The organism is Nocardia asteroides (assembly GCA_019930625.1).
In the GTDB taxonomy this organism is placed as follows: Bacteria; Actinomycetota; Actinomycetes; order Mycobacteriales; family Mycobacteriaceae; genus Nocardia; species Nocardia sputi.
In genome coordinates, this window is the sequence record CP082844.1 from 6,540,557 (window position 1) to 6,566,325 (window position 25,769).

20 protein-coding genes and 1 pseudogene are annotated in these 25,769 nt (G+C 69.7%); 15 read left to right on the forward strand and 6 right to left on the reverse strand.

Annotated elements, in window-relative coordinates; translation table 11 throughout:
- The first annotated feature begins 66 nt into the window (after positions 1 to 66).
- The 3 genes from K8O92_29580 (at position 67) to K8O92_29590 (ending at position 2,504) form a co-directional block, all read left to right on the forward strand.
- Complete coding sequence (locus K8O92_29580) at positions 67 to 837, forward strand: glucose 1-dehydrogenase (GenBank protein UAK31847.1); 771 nt, start codon at positions 67 to 69, stop codon at positions 835 to 837.
- A gap of 67 nt (positions 838 to 904) precedes the next feature.
- Positions 905 to 1,303 carry an NUDIX domain-containing protein gene (locus K8O92_29585; protein UAK31848.1) on the forward strand — a complete coding sequence of 133 codons (399 nt, stop codon included), beginning with the start codon at positions 905 to 907 and terminating at the stop codon, positions 1,301 to 1,303.
- 307 nt (positions 1,304 to 1,610) lie between these two features.
- Complete coding sequence (locus tag K8O92_29590) at positions 1,611 to 2,504, forward strand: IS5 family transposase (GenBank protein UAK31849.1); 894 nt, start codon at positions 1,611 to 1,613, stop codon at positions 2,502 to 2,504.
- A 47-nt stretch (positions 2,505 to 2,551) separates the two neighbouring features.
- Here the strand turns inward: K8O92_29590 and K8O92_29595 are convergent.
- Positions 2,552 to 2,770 (reverse strand): annotated as a pseudogene (locus K8O92_29595) (PaaI family thioesterase).
- A 60-nt stretch (positions 2,771 to 2,830) separates the two neighbouring features.
- Entirely contained in the window at positions 2,831 to 3,022 is a 192-nt protein-coding gene (locus K8O92_29600; GenBank protein UAK31850.1) for a DUF6011 domain-containing protein, read from the reverse strand.
- Between the two features lie 309 nt (positions 3,023 to 3,331).
- Between K8O92_29600 and K8O92_29605 the strand changes: the two genes are divergently transcribed.
- A complete protein-coding gene (locus tag K8O92_29605) occupies positions 3,332 to 12,454 on the forward strand; it encodes an IPT/TIG domain-containing protein (protein ID UAK31851.1) in 9,123 nt (3,040 codons plus the stop codon).
- 30 nt (positions 12,455 to 12,484) lie between these two features.
- Here the strand turns inward: K8O92_29605 and K8O92_29610 are convergent, their stop codons facing one another.
- A complete protein-coding gene (locus tag K8O92_29610; protein UAK31852.1) occupies positions 12,485 to 12,889 on the reverse strand; it encodes a hypothetical protein in 405 nt (134 codons plus the stop codon).
- Positions 12,890 to 13,357: 468 nt separating this feature from the next.
- Here K8O92_29610 and K8O92_29615 point away from each other — a divergent pair, with 468 nt between their 5' ends.
- The 4 genes from K8O92_29615 to K8O92_29630 all read left to right on the forward strand — a co-directional run bounded on the left by K8O92_29615 (position 13,358) and on the right by K8O92_29630 (position 16,530).
- Entirely contained in the window at positions 13,358 to 14,518 is a 1,161-nt protein-coding gene (locus tag K8O92_29615; protein UAK31853.1) for a lipase, read from the forward strand.
- 114 nt (positions 14,519 to 14,632) lie between these two features.
- Positions 14,633 to 14,959, forward strand: coding sequence for a plasmid stabilization protein (locus K8O92_29620; GenBank protein ID UAK31854.1), 327 nt, complete (start codon positions 14,633 to 14,635; stop codon positions 14,957 to 14,959).
- Between the two features lie 42 nt (positions 14,960 to 15,001).
- On the forward strand, positions 15,002 to 15,244 hold the full coding sequence (locus tag K8O92_29625; protein ID UAK31855.1) for a hypothetical protein: 243 nt from the start codon (positions 15,002 to 15,004) through the stop codon (positions 15,242 to 15,244).
- Between the two features lie 224 nt (positions 15,245 to 15,468).
- Positions 15,469 to 16,530, forward strand: coding sequence for an NAD-dependent epimerase/dehydratase family protein (locus tag K8O92_29630; GenBank protein ID UAK31856.1), 1,062 nt, complete (start codon positions 15,469 to 15,471; stop codon positions 16,528 to 16,530).
- A 265-nt stretch (positions 16,531 to 16,795) separates the two neighbouring features.
- On the opposite strand, the gene K8O92_29635 is transcribed toward K8O92_29630, so the two are convergent.
- A complete protein-coding gene (locus K8O92_29635) occupies positions 16,796 to 17,485 on the reverse strand; it encodes a hypothetical protein (protein UAK31857.1) in 690 nt (229 codons plus the stop codon).
- A 367-nt stretch (positions 17,486 to 17,852) separates the two neighbouring features.
- Here K8O92_29635 and K8O92_29640 point away from each other — a divergent pair, with 367 nt between their 5' ends.
- The 6 genes from K8O92_29640 (at position 17,853) to K8O92_29665 (ending at position 21,998) form a co-directional block, all read left to right on the forward strand.
- Positions 17,853 to 17,999, forward strand: a complete 147-nt coding sequence (locus K8O92_29640; GenBank protein ID UAK31858.1) for a hypothetical protein — start codon at positions 17,853 to 17,855, stop codon at positions 17,997 to 17,999.
- Entirely contained in the window at positions 17,996 to 18,805 is an 810-nt protein-coding gene (locus tag K8O92_29645; protein UAK31859.1) for an ABC transporter ATP-binding protein, read from the forward strand. The genes K8O92_29640 and K8O92_29645 overlap by 4 nt, the downstream gene beginning before the upstream one ends.
- Positions 18,802 to 19,884 carry an iron ABC transporter permease gene (locus K8O92_29650; protein UAK31860.1) on the forward strand — a complete coding sequence of 361 codons (1,083 nt, stop codon included), beginning with the start codon at positions 18,802 to 18,804 and terminating at the stop codon, positions 19,882 to 19,884. The genes K8O92_29645 and K8O92_29650 overlap by 4 nt, the downstream gene beginning before the upstream one ends.
- Positions 19,885 to 19,917: 33 nt before the next feature.
- On the forward strand, positions 19,918 to 20,895 hold the full coding sequence (locus tag K8O92_29655; protein ID UAK31861.1) for an ABC transporter substrate-binding protein: 978 nt from the start codon (positions 19,918 to 19,920) through the stop codon (positions 20,893 to 20,895).
- Between the two features lie 71 nt (positions 20,896 to 20,966).
- Entirely contained in the window at positions 20,967 to 21,437 is a 471-nt protein-coding gene (locus tag K8O92_29660) for a GNAT family N-acetyltransferase (GenBank protein UAK36018.1), read from the forward strand.
- Between the two features lie 21 nt (positions 21,438 to 21,458).
- The gene (locus K8O92_29665; protein ID UAK36111.1) at positions 21,459 to 21,998 is read left to right on the forward strand and encodes a hypothetical protein; all 540 of its coding nucleotides are present in this window, start codon (positions 21,459 to 21,461) and stop codon (positions 21,996 to 21,998) included.
- Between the two features lie 4 nt (positions 21,999 to 22,002).
- Here the strand turns inward: K8O92_29665 and K8O92_29670 are convergent, their stop codons facing one another.
- Entirely contained in the window at positions 22,003 to 22,602 is a 600-nt protein-coding gene (locus K8O92_29670; GenBank protein ID UAK31862.1) for a TetR/AcrR family transcriptional regulator, read from the reverse strand.
- A 50-nt stretch (positions 22,603 to 22,652) separates the two neighbouring features.
- On the opposite strand from K8O92_29670, the gene K8O92_29675 reads away from it, so the two are divergent.
- Positions 22,653 to 23,513, forward strand: coding sequence for an alpha/beta hydrolase (locus K8O92_29675; protein ID UAK31863.1), 861 nt, complete (start codon positions 22,653 to 22,655; stop codon positions 23,511 to 23,513).
- A gap of 12 nt (positions 23,514 to 23,525) precedes the next feature.
- On the opposite strand, the gene K8O92_29680 is transcribed toward K8O92_29675, so the two are convergent.
- On the reverse strand, positions 23,526 to 25,769 hold the full coding sequence (locus K8O92_29680) for a hypothetical protein (protein ID UAK31864.1): 2,244 nt from the start codon (positions 25,767 to 25,769) through the stop codon (positions 23,526 to 23,528).

Genomic DNA, 25,769 nt, shown 5'->3' on the forward strand with positions numbered 1-25,769 from the left:
GGTGGTGCCACACCTAGGTCAACTGGACACTGTTCGGCCCGTGCTCGCTTCGGCACGCTGATTCCCATGACGCACAACATCTCCCGATTCGACGGCAAGGTCGCACTCATCACCGGCGGTTCGAGCGGCATGGGACTGGCCACCGCACGACGGCTGCTCGCCGAAGGCGCGCAGGTGGTCATCACCGGCCGGGACAAGACTCGGCTGGACGCCGCGCTCGAAGAGTTGAACGGCGACGACCGTGTGATCGCGATCCGGGCCGACGTGGGGCGTCTGGCCGACCTCGACGCGCTCACCGCCGCCATCGGCGACCGGCACGGACGCTTGGACGTGGTATTCGCCAACGCGGGGGTCGCGTCGTTCGGGCCGAGCGGCGAGATCACCGAGGACGAGTTCGATCGCGTCGTGGACATCAACTTCAAAGGCGTCTTCTTCACCATCCAGAAGGCCCTGCCGCTGTTGTCCGAGCACGCGGCGATCGTCATCAACGCGTCGTGGACGCTGCACCGCGGTCTGCCCGGCGGCTCCTTGTACGCGGCCACCAAAGCGGCCGTGCACAACCTGGCGCGCACCTTCGCGGCAGAGTTGGGGCCGCGCGGAATCCGGGTCAATTCCGTGAGCCCCGGCTACATCGAGACGCCCATGTTCCATGACAACGTCGGCCCCGAAGCGCACACCGCCGTGCTCGCCGAGGTCGCGGCCCGCCGGTTGGGCACCGCCGAGGATGTCGCCGACGCCGTGGCATTCCTCGCCTCCGCCGAGGCGTCCTACGTCAACGGGCAGGACCTGATCATCGACGGCGGCTTGGTCGCGGCCGTCTCCCGTGAGCTGATCTGACCGGCCGGTGGGCGGCGGCTGGAAATCCGGTCGACGCCCCGTTCGGGCCGCTCAGTACAGTGGGCCGGTGATTCGCACAGCCGCGCTGGCCCATGTCCGGGATCGTCGCCTGTTGCAGGCGCGCTCGGTCGGCAAGGAAGTCTTCTACATGGCCGGCGGCAAGATCGACCCCGGTGAGACGCCCGAGGCGGCGTTGCACCGCGAGGTGCGCGAAGAACTCGGTGTGGGCGTCGTCTCCTTCGATGAACTCGGAGTATTCCAGGCCGAGGCGTATGGGCACTCCCCCGGCACCCGGCTGCACATGACCTGCTTCACCGCGGAACTCGACGGCGAACCGCGACCGACGAGCGAGATCGCCGAGCTGCGCTACTTCACCGTCAGCGAGTACGCCGCGATGGACCACGTGGCCCCCGGCTCGATGCTGGTCTTCCGCAGACTCCACGAACTCGGCGCGGTCGACTGGTAGCCCACCGGGATACCGCCCCGTGACGGCGAGCAGCGCCTACGCCTCAGGCCGAGTCCTGCCCGGCCCGAGGTGGCGTACTTCCAGCAGCGCGAGCGGCGCGCCGAAGCAGGCACCATGCGGGGGTGAGCGCTCCGAAGCTCGCACCGGCGACCGACGCGATCGAATACCGGCCAGCTTCTGCGGCTAGAGCGTGTCTCGAAGTAGCGCCGCCGGTGTGAGACTGTTTGGCAGGGTGGGGGTTTGAGATATGGCGAGGTCTCCGGTAGTTGGTTGATCGACCAAGATTCAACTGAACACCGGAGACCTCGTGACCACCCTAGCGGTGACCGCGCGAGCGGACCTGTCCGATGCCCAATGGGCACGGCTGGAGCCGCTGCTGCCCACCCCGAAACGACCCGGCCGTCCCTCGAGATGGACCCGACGCCGCCTGCTCGACGGTATCCGCTGGCGGATCCGGGTCGGTTGCCCGTGGCGGGACATCCCACCGCAGTACGGGTCGTGGCAGGCGATCTACGCGTTGTTCCGCCGCTGGAGTCGAGCCGGGATCTGGGCGCATGTGCTGCGGCAACTCCAGGCGATCGCCGACGCCGCCGAACAGATCGGATGGCTGGTCAGCGTGGACTCCACGATCATGCGTGCCCACTGCCACGCCGCCGGGGCCCGCCGCGACGGCGACCGCCAGGCCGAACCACCCGGCGGCCACTACAGCGAACCGGCCGATCACGCGCTCGGGCGGTCTCGGGGCGGATGGGGAACCAAACTCCATCTGGCCTGCGAACACCGCCTGCGTCCGTTGTCGCTGCTGCTCACCGCCGGTCAAGCCGGTGACAGCCCCCAGTTCGCCGCGGTCCTCGACGGCATCCGGGTCCCGCGCCTGGGTCGTGGGCGGGCACGCGTGCGTCCGGACCGGGTACTGGCGGACAGGGCGTATTCCTCGGCCGCCAACCGCGCCTACCTGCGCGAGCGTGGTATCCCCGCCACTATCCCGGTCCCGGCAGATCAAGTAGGACACCGCCGCAATCGTGGCCGCGCGGGCGGGCGACCACCGGCGTTCGACCGTGAGATCTACCGGCACCGCAACACTATCGAGCGTGGCATCAACCGACTCAAACAACACCGCGCTGTCGCCACCCGCTACGAGAAACTCGCCACCCGCTACCTCGCCGTCATCCAGATCGCCGCCATCGACCAATGGCTGTGACCTCGACACCTACTTCGAGACACTGCCTAGCCGCTGGCCGCCCGCGAGGTCAGCCGCGAGCCGTCCAGCGTCGCCGACCGGATGAAGTTCACCTTCAGCTCCAGCGTCGTATACGCCACGCCATCACCGAGTTTCGTGAAGACGGCGCTGCCCATCGCCGTATCCATCAAGGTGGACAGCACACCGCCGTGCACGGTGAACATCGCGTTGATGGTGGCCGGGTTGGGGTCGAGGTAGTACCGGGTGTAACCGTCGCCCGCCGTCTCCGTGGCGAATCCGCCACTTCTCGCATACGGGACGACCGCGCCGGCACCAGCGCGATCACCTCATGCCGCGATGTCGAACAAGGTCAGCTCCCGTGGTTGTCGTGCGGTGACGGCGCGCAGTTCGGCGCTTTCCCGGACCGCGCAGGTCGGCCCGATGCCTCGGGCCACCGATTCGGGTGACAGCAGCCAGCCGCGGCAACGGCGGCAATGCGCGACAAGTCTCACGGTGGGGGCTTCGCCGGTCTCAGCCATGTCTTCTCCTCCGGCCGGGCAGATCTGTCGACAGCCTGACATAAGGGACCGACATCGAATCGAGAGTCGGGGGTGGTCAACAGGTCCGCGGCTCCAGCACCCGCCGCCGTACGGAGTGCGCCGGTACGAACGCCGGGCGAGGCGGGCCCAGAGGGGCCCTCGAAGGAAAAGTCGCGGAGAAACGGACAAGAACGGAGCGGGAATTCGTTGCGAAGCTGCGGTAACTCGAGGATTACTGAATAGGCCGGGCTACGACATCGTCGGCGGCGCACTCTGTTTCAGCTCACATCACCGCCGGAGGGCAGGCCCATGCCTACTATCACGTCGCTTTCACCGGCTTCGGGGCCCACGTCCGGAGGTAACAGCGTGCTGATCACCGGCGCCGGATTCAGCGGTGTCGGCCCCTTGACGGTGTATTTCGGCACGGCCGCAACGACATTCACCATCGATTCCCCGACGCGGATCACGGCGATCGCTCCACCCGGGACGGGCACGGTACAGGTCACCGTTACCACCACGGGCGGTACCAGCAACGGCTTCACCTACGCCTATCTCGCCGTGCCGTCACTGTCCTCGGTCAGCCCCCACTCCGGCCCGGCGGCGGGCGGTAACACCGTCGTCCTCACCGGTACGGGGTTCGCCGGAACCACGGCAGTGAAATTCGGTGCGACCACGGCGAACTCGTTCACCGTCATCTCCGGCACCCGAATCACGGCCGTGGCGCCGGCCGGAACCGGCACGGTTGCCGTCACCGTCACCAACCCGAACGGCACCAGCAACGGGGTCCCCTACACCTTCGTCGCCGCACCCGCACTCGCCACGGTGGCACCGGATTCCGGTCCCGAGACCGGCGGCAACACCGTCGTCCTCGAGGGCACCGACCTCACCGGCACCACCGCCGTCCGCTTCGGTGGCGCACCGACGGCCTCCTTCACCGTGATCTCCCCGACCCGGATCAGCGCTGTCGCCCCAACGGGCTCCGGCACGGTCGACATCACCGTCACCACCGCCGGTGGCACCAGCAACCCCGTGACCTACACCTACATCCCGGCACCGGCACTCGCCACGGTGGCACCGGATTCCGGTCCGGAGACCGGCGGCAACACCGTCGTCCTGGAAGGCAACGGATTCACCGGCGCAACCGCCGTCCGTTTCGGCGCGACCCCCGCCGCCTCCTTCACCGTGGTCTCCGCTACCCGGGTCACCGCCGTCGCGCCCGCCGGAACCGGCACAGTCGACCTCACGGTCACCACCGCCGGTGGCACCAGCAATGCCCTGACCTACAGCTACGTCCCGGCACCGGCACTCGCCACGGTGGCACCGGACTCCGGTCCGGAGACCGGCGGCAACACCGTCGTGCTCACCGGCACCGACCTCACCGGGGCCATCGGCGTCCGCTTCGGCGACACACCGGCGGTCGCTTTCGTGGTGGATTCGGACACCCGCATCAGCGCTGTCGCCCCAACGGGCACCGGCACAGTCGACATCACCGTCACCACCGCCGGTGGCGCCACCAACCCGGTGACCTACACCTACGTCCCGGCACCGGCACTGGCCACCGTCGTCCCGGCCTCGGGACCGGAAGCCGGAGGCAACACCGTCACCCTGACCGGGACGAACCTCGCCGACGCCGGCGCGGTGCTCTTCGATGGCACACCCGCGAGCTCGTTCACCGTGGTCTCCGACACCGAGATCACCGCCGTGGCGCCCGCCGGGACCGCCGGGCCGGTCGTCGTCACGGTCATCGCCACGGGTGGCACCAGCAACGGCGTCCTCTATACCTTTGTCGCCGCACCGACTCTCGTCTCGGTCGTCCCGGGCTCCGGTCCGGAGAGCGGCGGCAACACCGTCGTTCTGGAAGGCACCGACTTCACCGGCACGACCACGGTCCGCTTCGGAGGCACACCGGCGGTCGCTTTCGTGGTGGATTCGGACACCCGGATCAGCGTTACCGCGCCCGCGGGCACCGGGACCGTCGACGTCACCGTCACCACCGCGGGCGGTACCGGCAACGCGATGGTCTACCGCTATGTTCCGGCGCCCGCGCTCGCCTCGATCGTTCCCGGCTTCGGCCCGGAAACGGGCGGCAACACCGTCATCCTGACCGGCACCCACCTCACCGAGACCACCGCCGTGCGTTTCGGCGCGAATACCGCGATCGCTTTTACGGTCGTCTCCGACACCGAGATCGCCGCCGAGGTGCCCGCGGGGACCGGTTCCGTAGGTGTCACTGTCACCTCCGCGGGTGGCACCAGCGACTCGGTGACCTACACCTACGTCGCGGCCCCGGCACTGGTCTCCATGGAGCCGGGCTCCGGACCCGAGACCGGCGGCAACACCGTCACCCTCACCGGCACCGGCCTCACCGGCACCACCGCCGTCACCTTCGACGGAACACCGGCGCCGACCTTCACCGTGGTCTCGGATGCCCAGATCACCGCCGTCGCGCCCGCCGGATCCGGCCCGGTGGATGCCGTCGTGACCACAGCTGGTGGCACCAGCAACCAACTGACCTACACCTATCTCCCCACACCGGCACTGGCCTCGATAGAGCCGGGCTCCGGACCCGAGACCGGCGGCAACACCGTCACCCTCACCGGCACCGGCCTCACCGGCACCACCGCCGTCACGTTCGACGGAACGCCGGCGCTGACATTCACCGTGGTCTCGGATGCCCAGATCACCGCGGTCGCACCTGCGGGGACCGGCTCGGCCGACGTCACCCTCACCACAGCCGGTGGCACCAGCAACCCGGTCGCCTACACCTACCTCCCCGTACCGGCACTGGCCTCCATAGCGCTGGACCCCGGACCCGAGACCGGCGGCAACACCGTCACTTTCACCGGCACCGGATTCACCGATGCGACCGCGGTCCACTTCGGTGCGAACGCGGCGGTGTCATACACCGTGGTCTCCGATTCCCGGATCACAGCGGTCGTGCCCGCCGGATCCGGCACGGTGGATGCCACCGTGACCACAGCCGGGGGCACCAGCAACCCGGTGACCTACACCTACGTCGTGGCACCGGCACTGGCTCCGATAGAGCCGGGCTCCGGTCCCGAGACGGGCGGCAACGCCGTGCCCTTGACGGGCACGGGATTCACCGATGCGACCGCCGTCAAATTCGGTCTCACTCCGGCGACCTCGTTCACGGTGGTGTCGGATACCGAGATCATCGCCGTCGCTCCCGCGCAATCCGGCACGGCCGCGGTCACTGTCACATCCGTCGGTGGCGACAGCAACGGCGTCCTCTACAACTTCGTCCCGGCACCCGCGCTCGCCTCCGTCGACCCCGGCTCCGGGCCGGAGAGCGGCGGCAACACCGTCACCCTGAGCGGCACCGAGTTCACCGGGGCCACGGCGGTCGATTTCGGTGGGACAGCGGCGATCTCCTTCACGGTGATGTCGAGCACCGAGATCAGCGCCGTCGTGCCCGCGGGGACGGGCGCGGTCGACGTCACCGTCACCACTCCGGGCGGCGACAGCAACAGCGTCGGCTACACCTATGTGCCGGTACCGTCGGTCACCACGGTTGTCCCCGGCTCAGGACGCGAGACCGGCGGCAACACCGTCACCCTCACCGGCACCGGATTCACCGACGCGACCGCAGTCCACTTCGGCGCGAACGCGGCAGTGTCGTACACCGTGGTCTCCGATACCCGGATCACAGCGGTCGCGCCCGCCGGATCCGGCACGGTGGATGCCACCGTGACCACAGCCGGGGGCACCAGCAACCCGGTGACATACGCCTATCTTCCGGCGCCGACACTCGCTGGCGTGGCCCCGCGCTTCGGCCCGGAAACCGGCGGCAACACCGTCACCCTCACCGGCACCGGATTCACCGGGGCCACCGCGGTCCGGTTCGGCGCCACACCCGCCACCTCCTTCGCCGTCGTCTCCGACACCCAGATCACCGCCGTCGCCCCGGCCCGTACGGGCATCGCGGCCATAACCGTCACCACGCCGGGCGGCACCAGCAACTTCGTCGCCTATGGCTACACCCCGGCTCCCACCCTCGGCACCGTGGCGCCGCGCTTCGGCCCGGAAACCGGCGGCAACACCGTCACCCTCACCGGCACCAACCTCACCCGCACAATCGCCGTCCGATTCGGCACCACACCCGCCACCTCGTTCACCGTCGTCTCCGACACCCAGATCACCGCCGTCGTCCCCGCGGGTACCGGCACCGTGGCCATAACCGTCACCAGCCCCGGCGGCACCAGCAACTTCGTCGCCTACGGCTACACCCCGCCACCCACACTGAGCAATGTGACCCCCCGCTTCGGCCCGGAAACCGGCGGCAACACCGTCACCCTCACCGGCACCAACCTCACCCGCACGATCGCCGTCCGATTCGGCCGTACCCCGGCCACCTCGTTCACGGTGGTCTCCGATACCCAAGTCACCGCCGTCGCCCCCGCGCGCACCGGCATCGCGGCGGTCAACGTCACCACGCCGGGTGGCACCAGCAACTTCGTGGCCTACGGTTACACCCCTGTCCCGACATTGGCCACGGTCGCCCCTCGCTCCGGACCGACGACCGGCGGCAACACCGTCACCCTCACCGGCACCGGATTCACCCGAACCACCGCCGTCCGATTCGGCGCCACACCCGCCACCTCGTTCACCGTCGTCTCCGACACCCAGATCACCGCTGTCGCCCCCGCACGCACCGGCACCGTCGCGGTGACGGTCACCAGCCCGGGCGGTACCAGCAACGGTGTCTCCTACACCTTCGTTCCGGCGCCGACTCTCGCCACGGTGGTTCCCGGCTCGGGGCCCGCGACCGGCGGCAACGCCGTCACTCTCACCGGCACCGGTTTCACCGGGGCCACTGCCGTGCGGTTCGGCGCCACATCCGCCACCTCGTTCACCGTCGTATCCGATACCCAGATCACCGCCGTCGCCCCCGCGGGCACCGGTACGGCCGCGGTCACCGTCAGCACACCGGGCGGTACCAGCAACGGTGTCTCCTATACATATCTTCTCGTCCCCGGTCTCGATTCGGTCGTGCCGAATTCGGGTCCGGTCGAGGGCGGCAACACCGTAGTCCTCACGGGCACCGACCTCACCGGCGTCACCTCGGTGCTCTTCGGTGCGGTCGCGGCGAGTTCGTTCACGATCCTGTCCGGTACGCAGATCAGCGCCGTCGTCCCGGCTGGGACCGGAACGGTGTCGGTCACCGTCGTCTCGCCTTCCGGCACCAGTAACCGGGTGCTCTACACCTACGGCGGCGCCCCGGCCGTGGTCGCGGCGGTCCTCGACGTGGGGCCCGAGGCCGGCGGCAACACAGTCGTGCTCCAGGGCGACAACTTCACCGGGACGGTAGCGGTGAATTTCGGCGCTGCCTCGGCAACGTCCTTCACCGTCGATTCTGACGAGCGGATCACGGCCGTCGTTCCCGCCGGGGCCGGGGTGGTGCCGGTCACCGTCACCAACCTGGTCGACACCAGCAACGCGGTCCCGTACACCTACCTCGGAACTCCGAGCATCACCGCGGTCGCCCCGAACCAAGGGCCCACCTCTGGTGGCAATACGGTCACCCTCACCGGCACTCGATTCACCGCCGCCACCGCGGTCGATTTCGGTGGGACAGCCGCGATCTCCTTCACCGTGGTGTCTAGCACCCAGATCAGCGCCGTCGCGCCCGCTGGAACGGGCACGGTGAATGTCTCCGTCACCACCCCGGGTGGCGTCAGCGACGGCGTCTCCTACGTCTATGTCCCTGCGCCGAGCCTCACCGGGGTGGTCCCCGGCGCGGGACCGTCGACCGGCGGCAACACCGTCGTTCTGACCGGCGCCGGTCTCACCGGTGCGACTGTGGTGCGTTTCGGCGCGAACGCCGCGGTTTCCTTCACCGTCGTGTCGGCCACCGAGATCAGGGCGGTCCCCCCGGCGGGCGCAGGCACCGCCGCGGTCAACGTCACGACCACGGGTGGCGTCAGCAACAGTGTCGCCTACGCCTACGTCCCGGTGCCGACTCTCACCACCATCGTCCCCGATTCCGGCCCGGAGACCGGCGGCAACACCGTCACCCTCACCGGCACCGGACTCACCGGCGCCACCGCGGTCACCTTCGGTCTCACCCCGGCGACCTCGTTCACGGTGGTTTCCGGTACCCAGATCACCGCCGTCGCCCCTGCGGGCACCGGCACCACCTCGGTCACCGTCACCACCCCGGGGGGTGTCAGCAACGACGGCCTCTACACCTTTGTCCCGGCACCGACCCTTGCCGCGGTGGTCCCCGGCTCGGGGCGGGTGACCGGTGGCGACGCCGTCACCCTCACCGGCACCGGATTCACCGGTGTCACCGCGGTGCGCTTCGGCGCGACACCCGCCGCTTCGTTCACGGTGCTGTCGAACTCCGAGATCAGCGCGGTCGCGCCCGCGGGCACCGGCGCCGCCGCGGTTACCGTCGCCGCCGTGGGCGGCACCAGCAACGGCCTGCCCTATGTGTTCGTCCCAGCGCCGGTTCTCGCGGCGGTGGCGCCCGCCTCCGGCCCGGAGACCGGCGGCAATACAGTCACACTCGCCGGCACCGGATTCACCGGCGCCACCGCGGTCACCTTCGGACCCAGCCCGGCGACCTTCTTCAGCGTGGTTTCCGACACCGAGATCAGTGCGGGGGTACCTGCCGGGATCGGTTCGGTGAACGTCGTCGTCACCACCGCTGCCGGGACGAGTAATCCGTTCGTCTATACCTATGTGCCGGCACCGGCCCTGGCCGCGGTGGTTCCGGATGCCGGAGCTCAGACCGGCGGCGACACCGTCACCCTTACCGGCACCGGATTCACCGGTGTCACCGCGGTGCGCTTCGGCGCGACACCCGCCGCTTCGTTCACGGTGCTGTCGAGCACCGAGATCAGCGCGGTCGCGCCCGCGGGCGCCGGCACCGCCGCGCTCACCGTCACCGCCACCGGCGGAACCAGCAACGACGTCCTCTACGCCTACGTGCCCCCACCTGCACTCGCCGCGATCGTCCCGGATTCCGGACCGGAGACCGGCGGTAACACCCTCACCCTCACCGGCACCGGACTCACCGGCGCCACCGCGGTCACCTTCGGCGCGACACCCGCCCCTTCGTTCACCCTCGTGTCGGATACCGAGATCACCGCCGTCGCCCCGGCAGGCATCGGTGCCACCTCGGTCACCGTCACCGCCATCGGCAGCACCAGCAACCAACTCGCCTACGTCTTCGTCCCAGCACCCACGATCGCCTCGGTGGTCGCGGGCTCGGGACCGGAGACCGGCGGCGACACCGTCACCCTCACCGGCACCGGACTCACCGGCGCCACCGCGGTCACCTTCGGCGGGACACCGGCGGTGTCTTTCACCGTGGTCTCCGATTCTCGGATCACAGCGGTCGCCCCCGCGGGGATCGGATCGGTGACTGTCGAGGTCACCACCGCCGGTGGCGCCGGTAGCGGCGTCGTGTACACCTACGTCCCGGCCCCCACCCTCGCCTCCATCCATCCATCCGTCGGACCCACAACCGGCGGCAACACCGTCACCCTCACCGGCACCGGATTCACCGGCGCCACCGCGGTGAACTTCGGCCTCACCACGGCGACACAGTTCACGGTGGTCTCCGACACCCGGATAACCGTGATCGCGCCACCGAGGACCGCCGCGGCGGCGGTCACCGTCACCACCACCGGAGGGGACAGCAACGGCGTCGTCTACACCTACGTCCCCGCACCCACCCTCGCCTCCCTCGATCCCACCGCCGGACCCACAACCGGCGGCAACACCGTCACCCTCACGGGCACCGGACTCACCGGCGCCACCGCGGTCACCTTCGGCGCGACACCCGCCCCTTCGTTCACCCTCGTGTCGGATACCGAGATCACCGCCGTCGCCCCCACGGGCACCGGCGCTACCTCGGTCACCGTCACCGCCATCGGCGGCACCAGCAACGGCATCGTCTACACCTACGTCCCCGCACCCACCCTCACCTCCATCCATCCCACCGCCGGACCCACAACCGGCGGCAACACCGTCACCCTCACCGGCACGGACCTCACGGCAACCACGGCGGTGCGTTTCGGTGGCGTGCCTGCGGCGTTCAGGGTCATCTCCGGCAGCGAGATCAGCGCCACCGCTCCCCCCGGGGCCGGGACGATAGGCGTCGCCGTCACCACGGCGGGTGGCATGAGCAACCCCGTCCCCTATGCCTACGTGGCGGCGCCGTCCCTCGCATCGGCGATGCCGGATTCGGGTGCGACCACCGGTGGCAACACCGTCGTCCTCACCGGCACGGGGTTCACCGGTGCTACCACGGTCGACTTCGGTGCGACCGCCGCGGTCTCCTTCGTGGTGGTCTCGGATTCCGAGATCAGGGCCGTGGCGCCTGCCGGGGCGACCGGGAACGTCACCGTCACCGTCACCGCGCCCGGCGGGACGAGCAACGGCTTCTCCTACTCCTACGTCCCTGCGCCGGTCGTCGCCTCAGCCGTCCCCGGCTCCGGGCCGGCAACGGGAGGCAACACCGTCACGCTCGTCGGCAACGGATTCACCGGCGCGACCGCCGTCCGTTTCGGCGCGACCCCGGCATCGTCCTACACCGTGGTCTCCGACACCCAGATCACCGCTGTGGCGCCAGCCGGTGCCGCGGGACCGGTCGCGGTCACCATCGCCACCGCAGGCGGCACGAGCAACGGCGTCACCTACACCTACGTCGCCGCGCCCACTCTCACTTCGGTCGTCCCGGCTTCGGGGCCCACCACCGGCGGCAACACCGTCGTCCTCACCGGCACCGGCCTCTCCGGCGCTACGGGGGTGCGCTTCGGCGCGAGTGCCGCTGTCTCCTTCACCGTGGTCTCGGGTTCGCAGCTCAACGCCGTTGTGCCTGCGGGTACGGCGGGACCGGTCGCGGTCACCGTCGCCACTGCGGGCGGCACGAGCAACGGCGTCACCTACACCTACGTCACCGCGCCCACTCTCACTTCGGTCGTCCCCACTTCGGGTCCGGCCGCGGGCGCGGACACCGTCGTCCTTACCGGCACGGGATTCACCGCGGCCACCGCCGTCCGCTTCGGAACCACCCCCGCGATCTCCTTCACCGTGATCTCCGACACCCGGATCGCGGCCGTAACCCCTGCTCGCCCCGTCGGACCGGTGGCTGTCACCGTCACCGGCCCGGGCGGCACCAGTAACGGCGCCGTTTACACCTATCTCTCCGCACCGGCGATCGTGGCGATCCATCCCGACCAGGGCCCTGCCGCCGGGGGCACCACCGTCGTCCTCACCGGCACGGGATTCACCGGCGCGACGGCGGTACGTTTCGGCACGACGGCTTCCCCGTCGCTCACCGTCCTGTCCGACACGCTGGTCCGTGCCACGGTGCCCGCCGGGCTGGGCGTCGTCACCGTCACGGTCACGGCCCCCGGCGGCATCAGCAACGGCGTCCTCTACACCTACCTCGGCAGCTAGCGCCTTGTCAGCCGGACCCCGGCGGCTTCGTCACACTTCGGCCCCGCTGCGCGCGGTGTCCGGCTCACGACGGGCGTGCTCGGCCACCCAGACGCCGAGGCCGATCGCCCCGGCAACCGGCCACGACACCAGCCCGCCGATCGCGGCCGCGCCGAGGCCGCCGAAGTAGAGCAACGACTCCCGATCCGGCACGCTTTTGCGCACCGCCGTGGTCGCCGAGGAAACACCGGTCGCCACGGTGCGCGGACCGGGCGGAAGCGGAACTCGCGCCATCCGCATGCCGAGCGTGGGAACCGGGACACGCACTGCGGCGCGCCTGGCGGCCGCGGTGTCCGATCGGGTCGGCGATCGGGTTTCGGTGTCCGGCACCGAACGTGCCTTCTCGGGTGACTCGGGGCCGGATTCGCGGACCTTCTGAGTTGCTGTCTTGGACATACCACTCCTTCCTTCGTCCTGAACCTCGTCGCTGTTCTGCGATCCGGCCGAGCCGCAACCGCGAACAGTGTGAGCCGACGGACCGAACGGGCGTCGTCGGACCCGTTCGCGGCCGACGGCCACGCACGCGGGGGATCGAACCCTCGCCGACCGGCCCGTCGACGCGGCTGAGGGTCTGGAACCCCACGCGCGCGCTTGGCAATGGCTATCAGATTGCTGCGCACCATAATACCCAGCTGAAACCGGCAGGGCTCGAAGTTCTACAGCAGCTCTATTTGCCTTTCTGGTCCATTCTGGTCTCACTTCGATAGTTCGCTGGTAATTTGCTGACAGACAGAAGACTTCAGCCGGCTGATCGACGAATGCGGCGAACTACCCCTGGAGGTCAAGGTCGTGACTCGTCCATTTCTTCGTGTTCCGTGCAGGAGACGCATCGGTTCGGCCCGCGCCCTCGGTGCGCTCGGCGGTATGGCACTCACGCTGCTGCTGGCGACGACGGCAACCGCGGAACCGGTGTATCCGCTGCCCGATCCAGACCCGTTCTACGCCGCCCCTGCCAATGTGGGGGCGCACCGACCAGGTGACGTGCTCGACGTGCGGCCCTTGCCGCCGCTGGCTTCCTTCCCCGGCGCCACCGTCAGGCTGGTCGAGTTCCGTTCCACCAATTCGCGGGGCGCGCCGATCGCGGCTACCACCACGATCGTCACCCCCGCCTTCCAGCAACCCGGCATGCCGCTGCTTTCCTACCAGCACTTCATCAATTCACTCGGCACCAACTGCGCGGTATCGCGCCTGCTCTACGCGAACGATTTCAATCTGTCGATGGCGACGCCGATGTTGAACGTGTTGCTGCAGCAGGGCTGGAGTGTGGCGCTGCCGGACCATCTCGGACCGCACTTCGCACTCGGAGCCGGGCGTTTGGGCGGCCAGATCACCCTGGACGGCATCCGTGCGGCGAAACAGCTGCCCGAACTAGCCGTTCAGCAGAGCCCGGTGGCGCTGGCGGGCTACTCCGGCGGCGGTCTCGCGACGGCCTGGGCGGCCGCGCTGCAACCGTCCTACGCTCCGGACCTGAAGCTGGCGGGCGCGGCCATCGGCGCCGCCCCGCTGAACCTGGTGGCGATGGCGGAGGGGCTCGGCCTCAACCCGCACCCGGCCTTCGGCTTGGCCATGGCGGCGGCGATCGGCCTGGAGCGGGAGTACCCGGACCGGGTGCCGATGAGCTCGAATCTCAACGAGCGCGGCCGCGCGCTGCGTGACGCCATGGCCAACAGCTGCACCAACGAAATCCTCGCCATCGGCGCAGGCGGCAGCGCACGCGAGTTCGTCGAGAACACCGCGATTTTCGAACAGCCCGGCGCTTGGTCGGTGGCGGAGGAGAACAGCGTGGAACTCTACAACGGTGCTCCCCAAACGCCGATATTCGAATGGCATTCGCCGACCGACCACCTGATTCCGCTTCATGCCATCGACAACACCGCCCGCCGCTGGTGCGCGGCCGGGGTGCCATTCCAGATGCTGCACGTGCCCGCCTTCGATCACCTGTCCGCGGCCGCCGTGGGCGCCCCCGCGGTGGCGGCGTGGCTCGGAGGCCGGGTTCGTGGAGAGCCCGCCCCTTCCAACTGTTGACGATGCGAGCCCCGCTGCGACCGCGCAGGTGGTGCGCTCCGGACCGCCGGAAGCCGTCAGGGCCGGATTGCGTCGAGATCTGCGGGGTAAGCCGTGATTACAGGAGGTGATGACATGCCGAAGGCTTGGACGGACAAGCAGGAACGTCAATACGAGCACATCAAGGATTCGGCGAAAGACCGGGGCGCGAGCACCGGTCGCGCGAAGGAGATGGCCGCTCGCACGGTCAACAAGAATCGTGCCCAGTCCGGGCAGTCCAAGACCGCGAGCAAGACCTCGACCGACGACAAGTCTCCGCAGCAACGCGGAGGGCAGCGTTCGCACAGCGGTGCGCAGGGTCCGACGCGGGATCAGCTGTACAACGAGGCCAAGAAGCGCAATGTCGAAGGCCGCTCGAAGATGACGAAGAAGGAACTGGCGCACGCGCTCGGACGGGATTGAGCCCCACGCGCCGTCGAGGATCGAGAAGCGAGAGGAGTGAAAATGGCCGAGCAGCAGGAAACCGGCACCGTCACCGGCACCAGGGACAAGGATTACAACCTGATCTGGTTCGTCGAGGCGTCGCTGGAGAACGCGTTGCGTCTGGACACGTTCATCCGGGACGCGGAGCGGGACGGAGACACCGAACTGGTGGAGTTCTTCCGCAAGGCGCAAGCCGACAGCCGCAAAGGCGGTCGGCTGGGTAAAGAGCTTCTGGCCCAGCGTCTGGCCAAATCCGATATCTGACGATAGACAACCACCGACGGCGGAGGGTGCAGCCCATGGGGCCACCCTCCCCGCGTGTTTCTCCACGTCGTTACGCCGGTCCGCTGCGCAACGCGCCATGTCCTGCCAGTTCGCGGACCGGGCACGCTGTTTGCCGTTCCCCGCCGACCCGCCGCTCGGATGATTCGCCGCCGGGATGCTGGGTAACTCGCTCACGAATCTCGCCGCCGAGCCAAGGAGCAGACATGCGCGTCGTTGTGGTCGGTGCCACCGGAAACGTCGGGACCAGCGTGCTGGAGACGCTGTCGGGCGAGGCAGCGGTCAGCTCGATCGTCGGGATCGCGCGGCGCGTGCCGGGCAAGCTGCGCGACGGCGTCGAATGGGTCCGCGCGGACGTGCGGACCGACGACCTGGAATCCCACTTCCACGGGGCCGACGTCGTGGTGCATCTGGCCTGGTTGTTCCAGCCCACTCATCAGCCCTTGGTCACGTGGCGCGCGAATGTCGGCGGCACCGAACGCGTGCTGCGCGCCGTGGCCGCGGCACAGGTCCCCGCTCTGATCTACGCCTCGTCCGTCGGCGCCTACTCCCCGTGTCACGACGACGAGCCGGTGCCGGAGAGTTGGCCGACCGACGGATGGCCACCGGCCGCGTACACGCGTGAGAAGGCTTACGTCGAAAGACTTCTGGATCGGTTCGAGGCCGAGAACCCGGACCGCCGGGTGGTTCGCATGCGCCCGGGATTCATCTTCCGACGGGAGACCGCCAGCCAGCAACGGCGCCTGTTCGCTGGTCCGCTGCTGCCGAATCGCCTGATCCGGCCCGGACTGCCGCCGGTCCTGCCGATTCCGCGGGGGCTGCGATTCCAGGCGGTACACAGTGACGATGCCGGCCGCGCCTACACGCTCGCGATCACCACCGACGCCCGTGGACCGTTCAACCTGGCCGCGGAACCGGTGATCGACCGCGACCGGTTGGCCGAGTTGTTCGATGCGCGTGTGGTGACCGTGCCGCCCGCGCTGGTGCGCGCGGCGCTGGCGGTGGGATGGCACGCCAGGGCGCTGCCCGCGGCGCCGGACCTGTTTGACGCGGTGATGCGGCTGCCGCTGCTGGATACCGGCCGCGCGCGGGCAGAGCTGGGTTGGACGCCGCGGTTCACGGCCGTCGACACCCTCCGGCAGTTGCTCGCCGGGTTGCGCGCGGGCGCAGGAGAGGACACTCCGCCCCTGGCTCGCGACGCGGGTGGCCCCTGGCGATGGCGCGAGTTCACCTCCGGGGTCGGTGGTCGAGAGCTGGGCGTCGGCTGAGGTCCGGTCGGCGTCCGGAATTCCGCTCGCCGCCGAAGCCGCGGATCGGCCCACCGAGGCTGTTTTCCCCCATGCGCGGATGGCGACGGTTCGAATGGACCACGCGCTCGGAGAGGAAGCGTCGGGCCCGGACGTGGTGAGACGTCACTGACCCGACTACCGCTGAGACACCGGGGAATCGGGCAACCCGACCCCGTTCTCCGGCACATCCGCCCCTTCCGACCGGGCGGCATCCTCCGTTGCCGAGCGAATGGCGGTGAACGGGTTACTTCGCCGGGTAGGGCGCGTTGATCGTGGTGAAGTACTGGATCGCCGCGCCGATGGCCACCGGTGCGGTGACCAGGATCTGGCCCGCGACGGTACCCAGCGCGCCGACCGCGGCGACGCCCACGAGGCAGCCCACAGCCGCGGCCGGGATGAACGGACCGAACAAACCGGCGATGGTGCCCGCGGCGATGGTCGCGCCCGCGATGCCGCCGAGGACACAACCGACGGCCGCGCCGCCGATGCCGCCGACCAGAGTGCCGATGGTGGCGCCCATGCTGATGGTGCTGGTCATACGGGACCAAGCGGCCTGCTCACGGTCGTACTCGGTCTTCCACGGCGCCTTGTCCTCGAACGGCAGCGCGACCGGCTCGTAGACCGCACGGTCCAGCGACAGGTCCGGCGTGAGTGTCGCGGTGCGGCCGGAGATCTCGGCGATGATCGGGAACTCGAACTCGTCGAGGGTGAACGTCAGCGGCGTGCCCGCGACGGTGACGCCGTCTCGGGACTTGACTTTCAGCGTCGCATCCTCGACAACCAATGCGCCCGAGTCGATTTCGATGATCGAGGCCGTGTCGGTGGCGTGCGCGGTGAAGGAGATGGCCCGGTCGTCACCCGGGTCGGCGTGCGCGGTGGCCGTCACGGCGGTCAGGGCGGCGAGCGCGGGCACGGCAAGTGTCCTCAACAACATGGGGGTTTCCTCATCGTGAAATCGGTCGGGCTGAAGTGCCCAACTCGACCATTATTGATAATGATTGTCGTTATCATCAACTTCTTCACGACAGTTGTTGCAGCACAGACCTTTCACCCTTCTCGACCAGCGACCGCCCTTGCGCACTTAGTGGAAATGGTTATCATTATTTGCTGCTCGACACTTGGAGGGTTTGTGGGACATCTGCTGAGGGTGGAGACCTGGGCCGGCTCGATGAGCACGCTGCTTCCGGCCGGAATACGCGACGGAGGACATACGAGACGGTCACCGTGCGCGGCCACGCCACCGTGGTCGGCGTGACCGACAAGCGGCTCACCGGAGTGCCCGCGTTGAACGAGGCAGGCGCATGTTCCCGGCCGCGCTGAACGCCGACGAGCAGGCAGCGGTCAGCGCGGTGGCCCGTGCCGCGATCGCGGCGCTCGGCCTCGACGACACCGTCGCGCCGGACTGGACCGTGCCGTCGCGACGCGCCGCGGACGTGGTGAGCCGATGATCACGGTGGACGACGTAGCCTTCTCATATGACGGTCGGATCGTGCTCGACGGCGTCGGGCTGGTCGCCGAGCCCGGCACGACCGTCGGCTTGATCGGTCCCAACGGCTCGGGCAAATCCACACTGTTGCGCCTGCTCTACCGCGCGCTGCGGCCGCGGTCGGGTGTGGTGGCCATCGACGGCACTCCCGTCGAGGCGCTGCGCGGGCGCGAGCTGGCGGCGCGCCTGGCCGTGGTAGCCCAGGAGTCGCCCGCCGAGACGCCCATCACCGTCGCCGAGACCGTGCTGCTCGGCCGCGCGCCGTGGGCCGGTGCGCTGCAGGGTTACTCGCGTGCCGACCGGATCGCCGCCGCCACGGCGCTCGCTCGCGTCGGCGCCCGTCACCTGGCCGATCGCCCCTACACCGCGCTTTCCGGCGGGGAGCGCCAACGGGTCCTCATCGCACGCGCGCTGGCGCAGCAGGCCGACCACCTGCTGCTCGACGAACCGACGAATCATCTCGACATCGGCTACCAGCACGAATTACTCGGTCTGATCCGCGATCTGACGACCACGACCACGCTGGTGGTGCTGCACGACCTGAATCTTGCCGCCCGCTACTGCGACCGCTTGGTGCTGCTGCACCAAGGCCGGGTGGCCGCCGCGGGGCCGGTCGAGGAAGTGCTCACGCCCGGCATCCTCGAACCCGTCTACGGCGTCTCGGTCCACATGTCGGCCGCGTTCGGCGCGATTCAACTGCTGTTCGGCCCGCGCGAGGTGGCATCGCCCGCCGAGGCGCTCGATACCGGGAAGGCTGCCGTCCGATGACAACGACCCGGTCGCACACCGAGGACGCCGACGATCTGGAATACGCGCGACACCGCGCGACGACCCTGCTGTGGCTCGGCGGGCTCGGCGCCACGCTGGCAGTGGCGCTGATCGTGGCCACCGGGCTGGGCCCGGTGTGGGTGCCGCCCGGCACCGTCGCGCGCATCGTCGGCCACCACACCTTCGGGACGCCCGTGGTCGCGGACTGGACACCGGCCCAGGATTCCATCGTCTGGCTGGTGCGCGTGCCGCGCGTGCTGCTCGGCGCGATGGTCGGCGCGGCGCTGGCCGTCGCGGGCGCGGTGCTGCAAACCATGGTGCGCAACGTGCTCGCCGACCCGCACATCCTCGGCGTCACCTCCGGCGCGTCGACCGGCGCGGCGGTGTCACTGCTGTTCGGCGTCACCGCGGCCACCGCGGGCGCGCTGGCGGCCAGCGCGTTCGCCGGTGCGCTGGCCGCGACGGTCCTGCTGTTCGCCATCGCCAGGATCAACGGGCAGATGACCTCGCTGCGGCTGCTGCTGGGCGGGGTCACCATCGGTTACCTGTTCTCCGCGGCCACCAGTTTCCTGATCTTCGCCTCCGACAATCAGGAAGGCGCCCGGACCGTGCTGTTCTGGCTGCTCGGTTCGCTGAGTTCGGCAGGCTGGTCGTCGGTGACCACCACGGCGCTGGTCACCGTGGCCGCGGTCGGTTCCTTGCTGCTGCTGGCCACGCGGTTGGACGTGCTCGCCGCGGGTGACGACACCGCCCGCGCGCTGGGCCAATCGCCGGTGCGGCTCCGGATGCTCGCGCTGGGCATCGTCGCGCTCGCCATCGGCGCGGTCGTCGCGGTCGCGGGCGCGATCGGCTTCGTCGGCCTGATCGTGCCGCATGTCGCCCGCCTCTGCGGCGGCGGCACGCATCGCAGGCTGATCCCGCTCTCGGCGGTGCTGGGCGCCCTGTTCCTGGTCGTCGCGGACGTCGCGGCCCGCGTCGTCTTCGCGCCCCGCGAGCTGCCGCTGGGCATCGTCACCGCCGTCGTCGGCGCGCCGCTGCTGCTGATGCTGATCCGCCGGTTCCGGCAGTCACCCGCCTGAAACCGAGTCCGTACGGAAGGAACATCGATCATCGTGTCCATTGGTCTCACCCGGGCCGCCCGGCTCGCGCCGTTACCCGCCGCGCTGCTCGCCGCGGCGCTGCTCACCGGCTGCGGCAGCCCCGCTCCCGCCCCCGTCCAAGCGTCGGAGGGCTTTCCGATGACGATCTCGAGCTGTGGCCGCGGCGTGGCCTTCACCGCCGCGCCCCGGCGCGTGGTGACGGTCGGCTCCGTCGCGGCACCACTCATCGCGGCCGCGGGCGCCGCCGACCGCATCGTCACCCGCACCTTCGAAACCGCGCCGTTTCCCGGCCGGTACGCCGACGCGCTGAAGGACGTCGAAGTCACCGCTCCCACCGGCGAATTCGCGCGCGAGGAGATCATCAACCGCACGCCCGATCTGGTGGTGAGTTTCGAGGGCGCCGCGGTCACGCCCGATGATCTGGCACGGGTGAACATCCCGCTGCTGGTGACCCGTGGCTACTGCCGCGATGCCGCGGGAAACTTCGACGACATCTTCGCCGACATCGAGTTGTACGGCCGGTTGTTCGGCACGTCCGCGGCGGCGAACGCCGAGGTCGCCGCTCTGCGGCAGCGAGTGGCCGCGATCGCCGACCGCCACCGCGCCGATCAGGTGGCCCGGCCCGCCGCGGCGCTGATCATCTCACGCGACGGCGCCGAGCTGAGCGCCTACGGCAGCACGAGCACCGTCGCCACCCAGATGCGAATCCTCCGCCTCGACAACGTGTTCGGCGACCTCGCCGAACGCAACTTCGAAGTCAACACCGAAACGCTGATCCAGCGCGATCCCGAGGTGATCATCCTGCTCACCCAAGGCGCCCAGACCCCGGAATCGGCGCGCGAGGCGCTGCGCGGCCGCCCCGAACTGGCGGGGCTGCGCGCGATCCGCGCCAACCGGATCGTCGCCGTCCCGTTCGGCTACACCGGCCCGGGACCGGTCGCCGTCGAGGGCCTGGAAGTACTGGATCGTGAAATCGGAGCGCAACGGTGAGCGCGCCCGCGGCCACCGGCTACCGACTGCGCGTGGCCTGCCCCGAGGATATTCCCGGCGCCCGCAGCGTCATGCTCGACACCTTCTACGAGGTGTTCGGCATCGGTTATCTGCCCGAGCACCATCACGATGTGATCGACCCGGAAACGGCGTATCTGCGCCACCCGCTCAACCGGCTCTGGGTCGCCGAGCACGAAGGCCGCGTCGTCGCCACCACCGCGATCCGCGCCCAGGGTCCGCGTCATCCACCACACCCGCAGTGGCTGGCCGAACAATTCCCCGACCAGAGCACCGCGCAGCTGTTCCGGGTCTACGTTCGCCCTGAGCACCACCGGCGTGGTCTGGCCACACAATTGGTCGGCGCGGCGATCGACTACGTCTCCGCAACACCGGAATTCGAGCGGCTGTATCTGCACACCGACGCCAGGACTCCAGGAGCCTTGGACTTCTGGCTCACTTTCGGCGAGATCATCCACGACGCCCGCGGGCCCGGTCCCGGGTTCCAGACCGTTCACCTGGAGATCCCGCTGACTCGCACGTAACGCTGTGCCACAGTTGGGCGCATGACGACCCGCGCCCAACTACGCAAGGCCGCGCTGGCGCTGCCCGAGACCGTCGAACAGAGCACCCGATCCGGTGTGGTCGCGTTCGCCGTGCGCGACAAACAGTTCGCGGCGGTAGGCGAGGACGGGCGAGCCCAGCTTCATCTGTCCGGACCGGACGCCGACGAAGTCCTGTCGGCGCACCCGACCGCCGAGCGGCTGACCCGTGGCGCCGTGCCGATCGGCGTCCGCATCTCGCTGTCGGATATCAACGGCCAGCAGCTCAACCACTGGGTGCGGCGCGCCTGGCTCGCGCGAGCGCCGAAACGGCTCGCGGCACAGGTGTCCGCCGGGGACGACGTGGACGCCGTCGTGAGCGACTTGCCCATGGCCATCGGCAGACCGGCCCGCCAAGCGCTGGTCGCCGCCGGGATCACCACGCTCGCGCAGGTCGCCGCGTCTACGCAGACGCAACTGCTGGCGCTGCACGGCGTCGGCCCGAAAGCCGTTCGCCTGCTGCGCGAAGCGCTCGAAACGACCGGACGTTCGCTCGAGGAGTGAACCGCTATGCGCGGACCGTGGTCAGCACTTGCTCGATGCGGGCGCGCAACGACCGGCCCGCCGCGTGCAAGGGTTCGGTGGAGCGCAGGGTGCGGCTGAGGACGAAAGCGCCCTCGAGGGCGGTGAGGACGGCGAGGATGAGGTCGCGCGCATCCGTGACCGGCAGGCCACGCCGGACGAAATAGTCGGTGCCCTCGTCGATCCACGCGGCGATGACCTCGGCCGCGACTTCGCGCAGCGCGGGTTCGCTGTCGGCGACCTCCCCCGCGACGGTGCCGACCGGGCACATGTTGATCCAGCCGGTCTGCTCGATCTGCTCGGCGGCGGCCGCGAAGGCGGCGGGCACCGCTTCGCGCAGGTCGTCATGGGGATCGAGCAGCAGGGGCAGCAACTGGATGTACGCGGCTCCGGACACGCGCAGCGCGGCGGCGGCGATCTGGGGTTTGCCGCCCGGGAAGTGGTGATAGAGGGAGCCCATCGGGGCCTCGGCGGCGACAGTGATCTGTTTGACGCTGGTTCCCGCGTAGCCCTGGGTGCGCATCAGCTCGGCCGTCGCGGTCACGAGGCGTTCCCGGGTGCTGGTTGACATCTTCTCGGTCACCATTCCAGACTAGAGCAAATACTCTAGAGCGATCGCTCGAATGGAGGCGGAACATGCCTGTCGTCGAACTCCCCGCGGGCCGGGTGCACTATGTCGAGCGCGGTGACGGACCTCCGGTCGTCCTGCTACACGGCCTGCTGATGAACCACACGCTGTGGGACGACGTACTCGACGCCCTTCCCAGCGGCTTCCGCTATGTGCTGCCGGACCTGCCGCTCGGCGCCCATCCTCTCCCGCTGCGCCCCGATGTCGACCTGAGCCTGCGCGGCTTGAATCGGCTGGTCGCCGATTTCCTCGAAGCCTTGGACCTGCGCGAGGTGACGCTCGTGCACAGCGATTGGGGCGGAGCGCTGTTCCTCACCGCCTACGGGCTCGACCGACGCGTCGGCAGGCTGATCGTGCTGCCGTGCGAGGCATTCGACAATTTCCCACCCGGTTTGCCGGGCAAGATGGCCACCGTCGCCACCTATCTCCCCGGTGGGATCTCGCTGGCGCTACGGCAATTGCGTGTGCCCTGGCTGCGCCGCTCGCCGCTGCTGTTCGGCTGGATGGCGCGGCGCCCGCTGCCCGACGCGCTGGTGCGCGGCTGGACCGAGCCGGGGTTGCGGGACGCCCGGATCCGGCGGGACCTGCTGGCCTATACCAAGTCGGGCTTCCGCAAACCGGAGTTGATCGCGAATACCGGAGCGCTGCGCGACTTCCAGGGGGACGCGCTGATCCTGTGGTCGTCGGCGGGCAAGGTGATGCCCCGCGAGCACGGACGCAGGCTCGCCGAACTCATGCCGAAGGCGAAGCTGGTCGAAATCGACGACGCCTACGTCCTTTCCATGCTCGACCAGCCCGCGGCGGTCGCCGATGCGATGACGGCGTTCCTGGTCGAGAGCCACCGCGCACCGGAACCGAACACGCGCTAGACGCGCAGGCGCTCAGGCGTCCACGGTCACCAGTTCAGGTGCGGCCACGGGGGTCTGCGCAGCCTCGGACGGTTCCTCGGTCATGCGGCGACGCGTCCGGTGGTACGCCCACTGCAAAAGGCCGAGTCCGACGAGCCCGGCCGCGGTGGTCGCGATCCCGATCCGGCTGCCGGGCGGACTCCAGTCCACGATCAATTCCGCGCCCGAGGTGCCCGCCGGGATGTCGACCGCGAGGAACACGCCGCCGATCGTGCCCGCCGCCAGCTCGCGCCCGTTCAGGGTGACGCGGTGGCCCGGCCAGGCGAGCCGGGAGAACACGACGCGCCCGCCGCTCGCGGAGCTGACCACGGAACGGATGGTGATGTCGTCGAGCGCGTTCTTCGTCTCGGCGGCCACCCCCGCGGTGTGGGCGATCGGCCCGTTGCGGGTGGACACGGGCCCGGCGGCGCGCTCCAGCACCCAGATGTGGCGCTCGTGGCCCGGGTAGTCCGCCCACCGCCAGCCCGGGGGCGCGGGACGGTCGCGGGCGTCCGGGTATTGCGTGCGATGCAGGACCACCCGGTCGACCTTCATCAAGTCGACGATGCTCGCCCCCGTGACGGTTTCGGTCGCGAAGGCGCGGCGGAACGCGTCCGGGCAGGTGCTGCCGTCCCAGGCCATGCACAGCATGCCGGCGAAGGCGGCGTGCCCGATCGGCGTATAGGCGTTGACGTAGTCGAGGCCGAGCGCCTTCGCGTAGTTGCCGATGGCCAGCGAACCGTAGGCGCCGGCCAGGTTCCGGTCTCGCGGGTGGACGGCGGCGCGGTCGGCCAGTTGCAAGGTGAGGCCGTCGAAGTCGGGGAACGCGGCGCGCATCGCCGAGCGCCGTTCCGGGAAGTTGTAGGACATCGGCGTGCTCGGCGCACCGGCCACCTGCGCGTAGGCGATGGGGAACATGGCGAGGACGGCCAGTGCGCACGCCGCAGCCGCGCCGCGATGGCGCACCACCCACAGGGCGGCCGCGCCCAGCGCGCCCACCGCGAGCGCCCCCGCCACATGCCGCAGCACCAGTTCCGGAGCGGCCGAGACCGACCGCACGAACAACAGGCCGATCAGTACGGCGGCGGCTGTGGCGCGTCGGCGCGAGGCGGCGAAGGTGCCGTGGCGGCTCAGCAAGACGCAGACCAGCACGAGCAGCACGATGGCGAGCATCGGCAGCACGCGGGCCGGCCAGCGCAGCGGACCGATGGCGCCGGGGCCCGCCGTCCACATCAGCACCGCGACCGCCAAGAAGACCGGTCCGCTGAGGTCCCTGGCGGCGGAGCGCGCCGCACGCCAGCCGATGAACGCCAGCGCCGGGATGAGGAACCACGCGATGTAGACCATGGGCAGCGGCTGGACGTGCCCCCACCAGGCGGTGAACGCGGGCGTGGTGCTCGGCAGGCTCGCGTTCAGCGACTCCGACCACGGCACCGTCAGAAACGGGTCGTTGTGGATCTGCACGCTGCCGCGCCAGGTCACCTGCGAGGACAGGATGCCGGACAGATTCGCGATCGCCGCGGTGAGCGCCGCGCACCCCGCCGCGAGGCAGAGCCGGACCGTCGGCGCCCAACGGCGTTGATACACCACCTCACCGGCCGCGACCGCGGCGATGATCAGCGCCGATTGCACCGCGGTGAACGCGTATTGAACCGTGAGCGTCAGGTACAGGAAGACGAATACCGGCAGCGGTCCACTCCGGCCGCGGGCATACTGCACCGCCGACGCCCAGGCGTGCACCATCCAGGCGGTCGCCACGTGCGGGGTGAACCAGCTGGCCTGGTCGAAGAACAGGAACCAGCCGCTCAGCGGGAACGCGACGCCCGCGACAGCGGCCCACCGGGGGCGAGCGCCGTAGGCGAGGCAGATGCGGAACACGCCGAGCGCGGCGATGATCGAGAAGACCAGCTTCACCGCGGTCGCGTAGGCGGCGAGATCGTCCATCGAGGGCGCGAGGAGATAGACCAGCAGCTGCGGCGGATTGAACAGCGCCGCCTCTTCCAGGGTGTAGTTGCCCGCCATCCACTCGTGCGGGACGAGCGCGGGAAAGCGGCCGTCGCGCAGCAACTCGCCGAGCATCACCCACATGGGGGCGTACTGCGCCTCGGTGTCGTCGGTGTAGTAATGCCTGGCGTCGGCCAGCAGCACCGACACATACCCGGCGATCACACCGACGACGGTGGCCGCGCCCCAGACGTAACGTTCTTTTCGGGGCCCGGTTGCCGCGGCAGTACTCAC

Coding starts and splice junctions, on each gene's coding strand:
- K8O92_29615 (UAK31853.1), top strand. CDS start 13,358: ATGGCACTCACGCTGCTGCTGGCGACGACGGCAACCGCGGAACCGGTG.
- K8O92_29600 (UAK31850.1), bottom strand. CDS start 3,022: ATGGCTGAGACCGGCGAAGCCCCCACCGTGAGACTTGTCGCGCATTGC.
- K8O92_29620 (UAK31854.1), top strand. CDS start 14,633: ATGCCGAAGGCTTGGACGGACAAGCAGGAACGTCAATACGAGCACATC.
- K8O92_29625 (UAK31855.1), top strand. CDS start 15,002: ATGGCCGAGCAGCAGGAAACCGGCACCGTCACCGGCACCAGGGACAAG.
- K8O92_29675 (UAK31863.1), top strand. CDS start 22,653: ATGCCTGTCGTCGAACTCCCCGCGGGCCGGGTGCACTATGTCGAGCGC.
- K8O92_29605 (UAK31851.1), top strand. CDS start 3,332: ATGCCTACTATCACGTCGCTTTCACCGGCTTCGGGGCCCACGTCCGGA.
- K8O92_29645 (UAK31859.1), top strand. CDS start 17,996: ATGATCACGGTGGACGACGTAGCCTTCTCATATGACGGTCGGATCGTG.
- K8O92_29670 (UAK31862.1), bottom strand. CDS start 22,602: ATGGTGACCGAGAAGATGTCAACCAGCACCCGGGAACGCCTCGTGACC.
- K8O92_29580 (UAK31847.1), top strand. CDS start 67: ATGACGCACAACATCTCCCGATTCGACGGCAAGGTCGCACTCATCACC.
- K8O92_29630 (UAK31856.1), top strand. CDS start 15,469: ATGCGCGTCGTTGTGGTCGGTGCCACCGGAAACGTCGGGACCAGCGTG.
- K8O92_29610 (UAK31852.1), bottom strand. CDS start 12,889: ATGTCCAAGACAGCAACTCAGAAGGTCCGCGAATCCGGCCCCGAGTCA.
- K8O92_29650 (UAK31860.1), top strand. CDS start 18,802: ATGACAACGACCCGGTCGCACACCGAGGACGCCGACGATCTGGAATAC.
- K8O92_29665 (UAK36111.1), top strand. CDS start 21,459: ATGACGACCCGCGCCCAACTACGCAAGGCCGCGCTGGCGCTGCCCGAG.
- K8O92_29660 (UAK36018.1), top strand. CDS start 20,967: ATGCTCGACACCTTCTACGAGGTGTTCGGCATCGGTTATCTGCCCGAG.
- K8O92_29640 (UAK31858.1), top strand. CDS start 17,853: ATGTTCCCGGCCGCGCTGAACGCCGACGAGCAGGCAGCGGTCAGCGCG.
- K8O92_29635 (UAK31857.1), bottom strand. CDS start 17,485: ATGTTGTTGAGGACACTTGCCGTGCCCGCGCTCGCCGCCCTGACCGCC.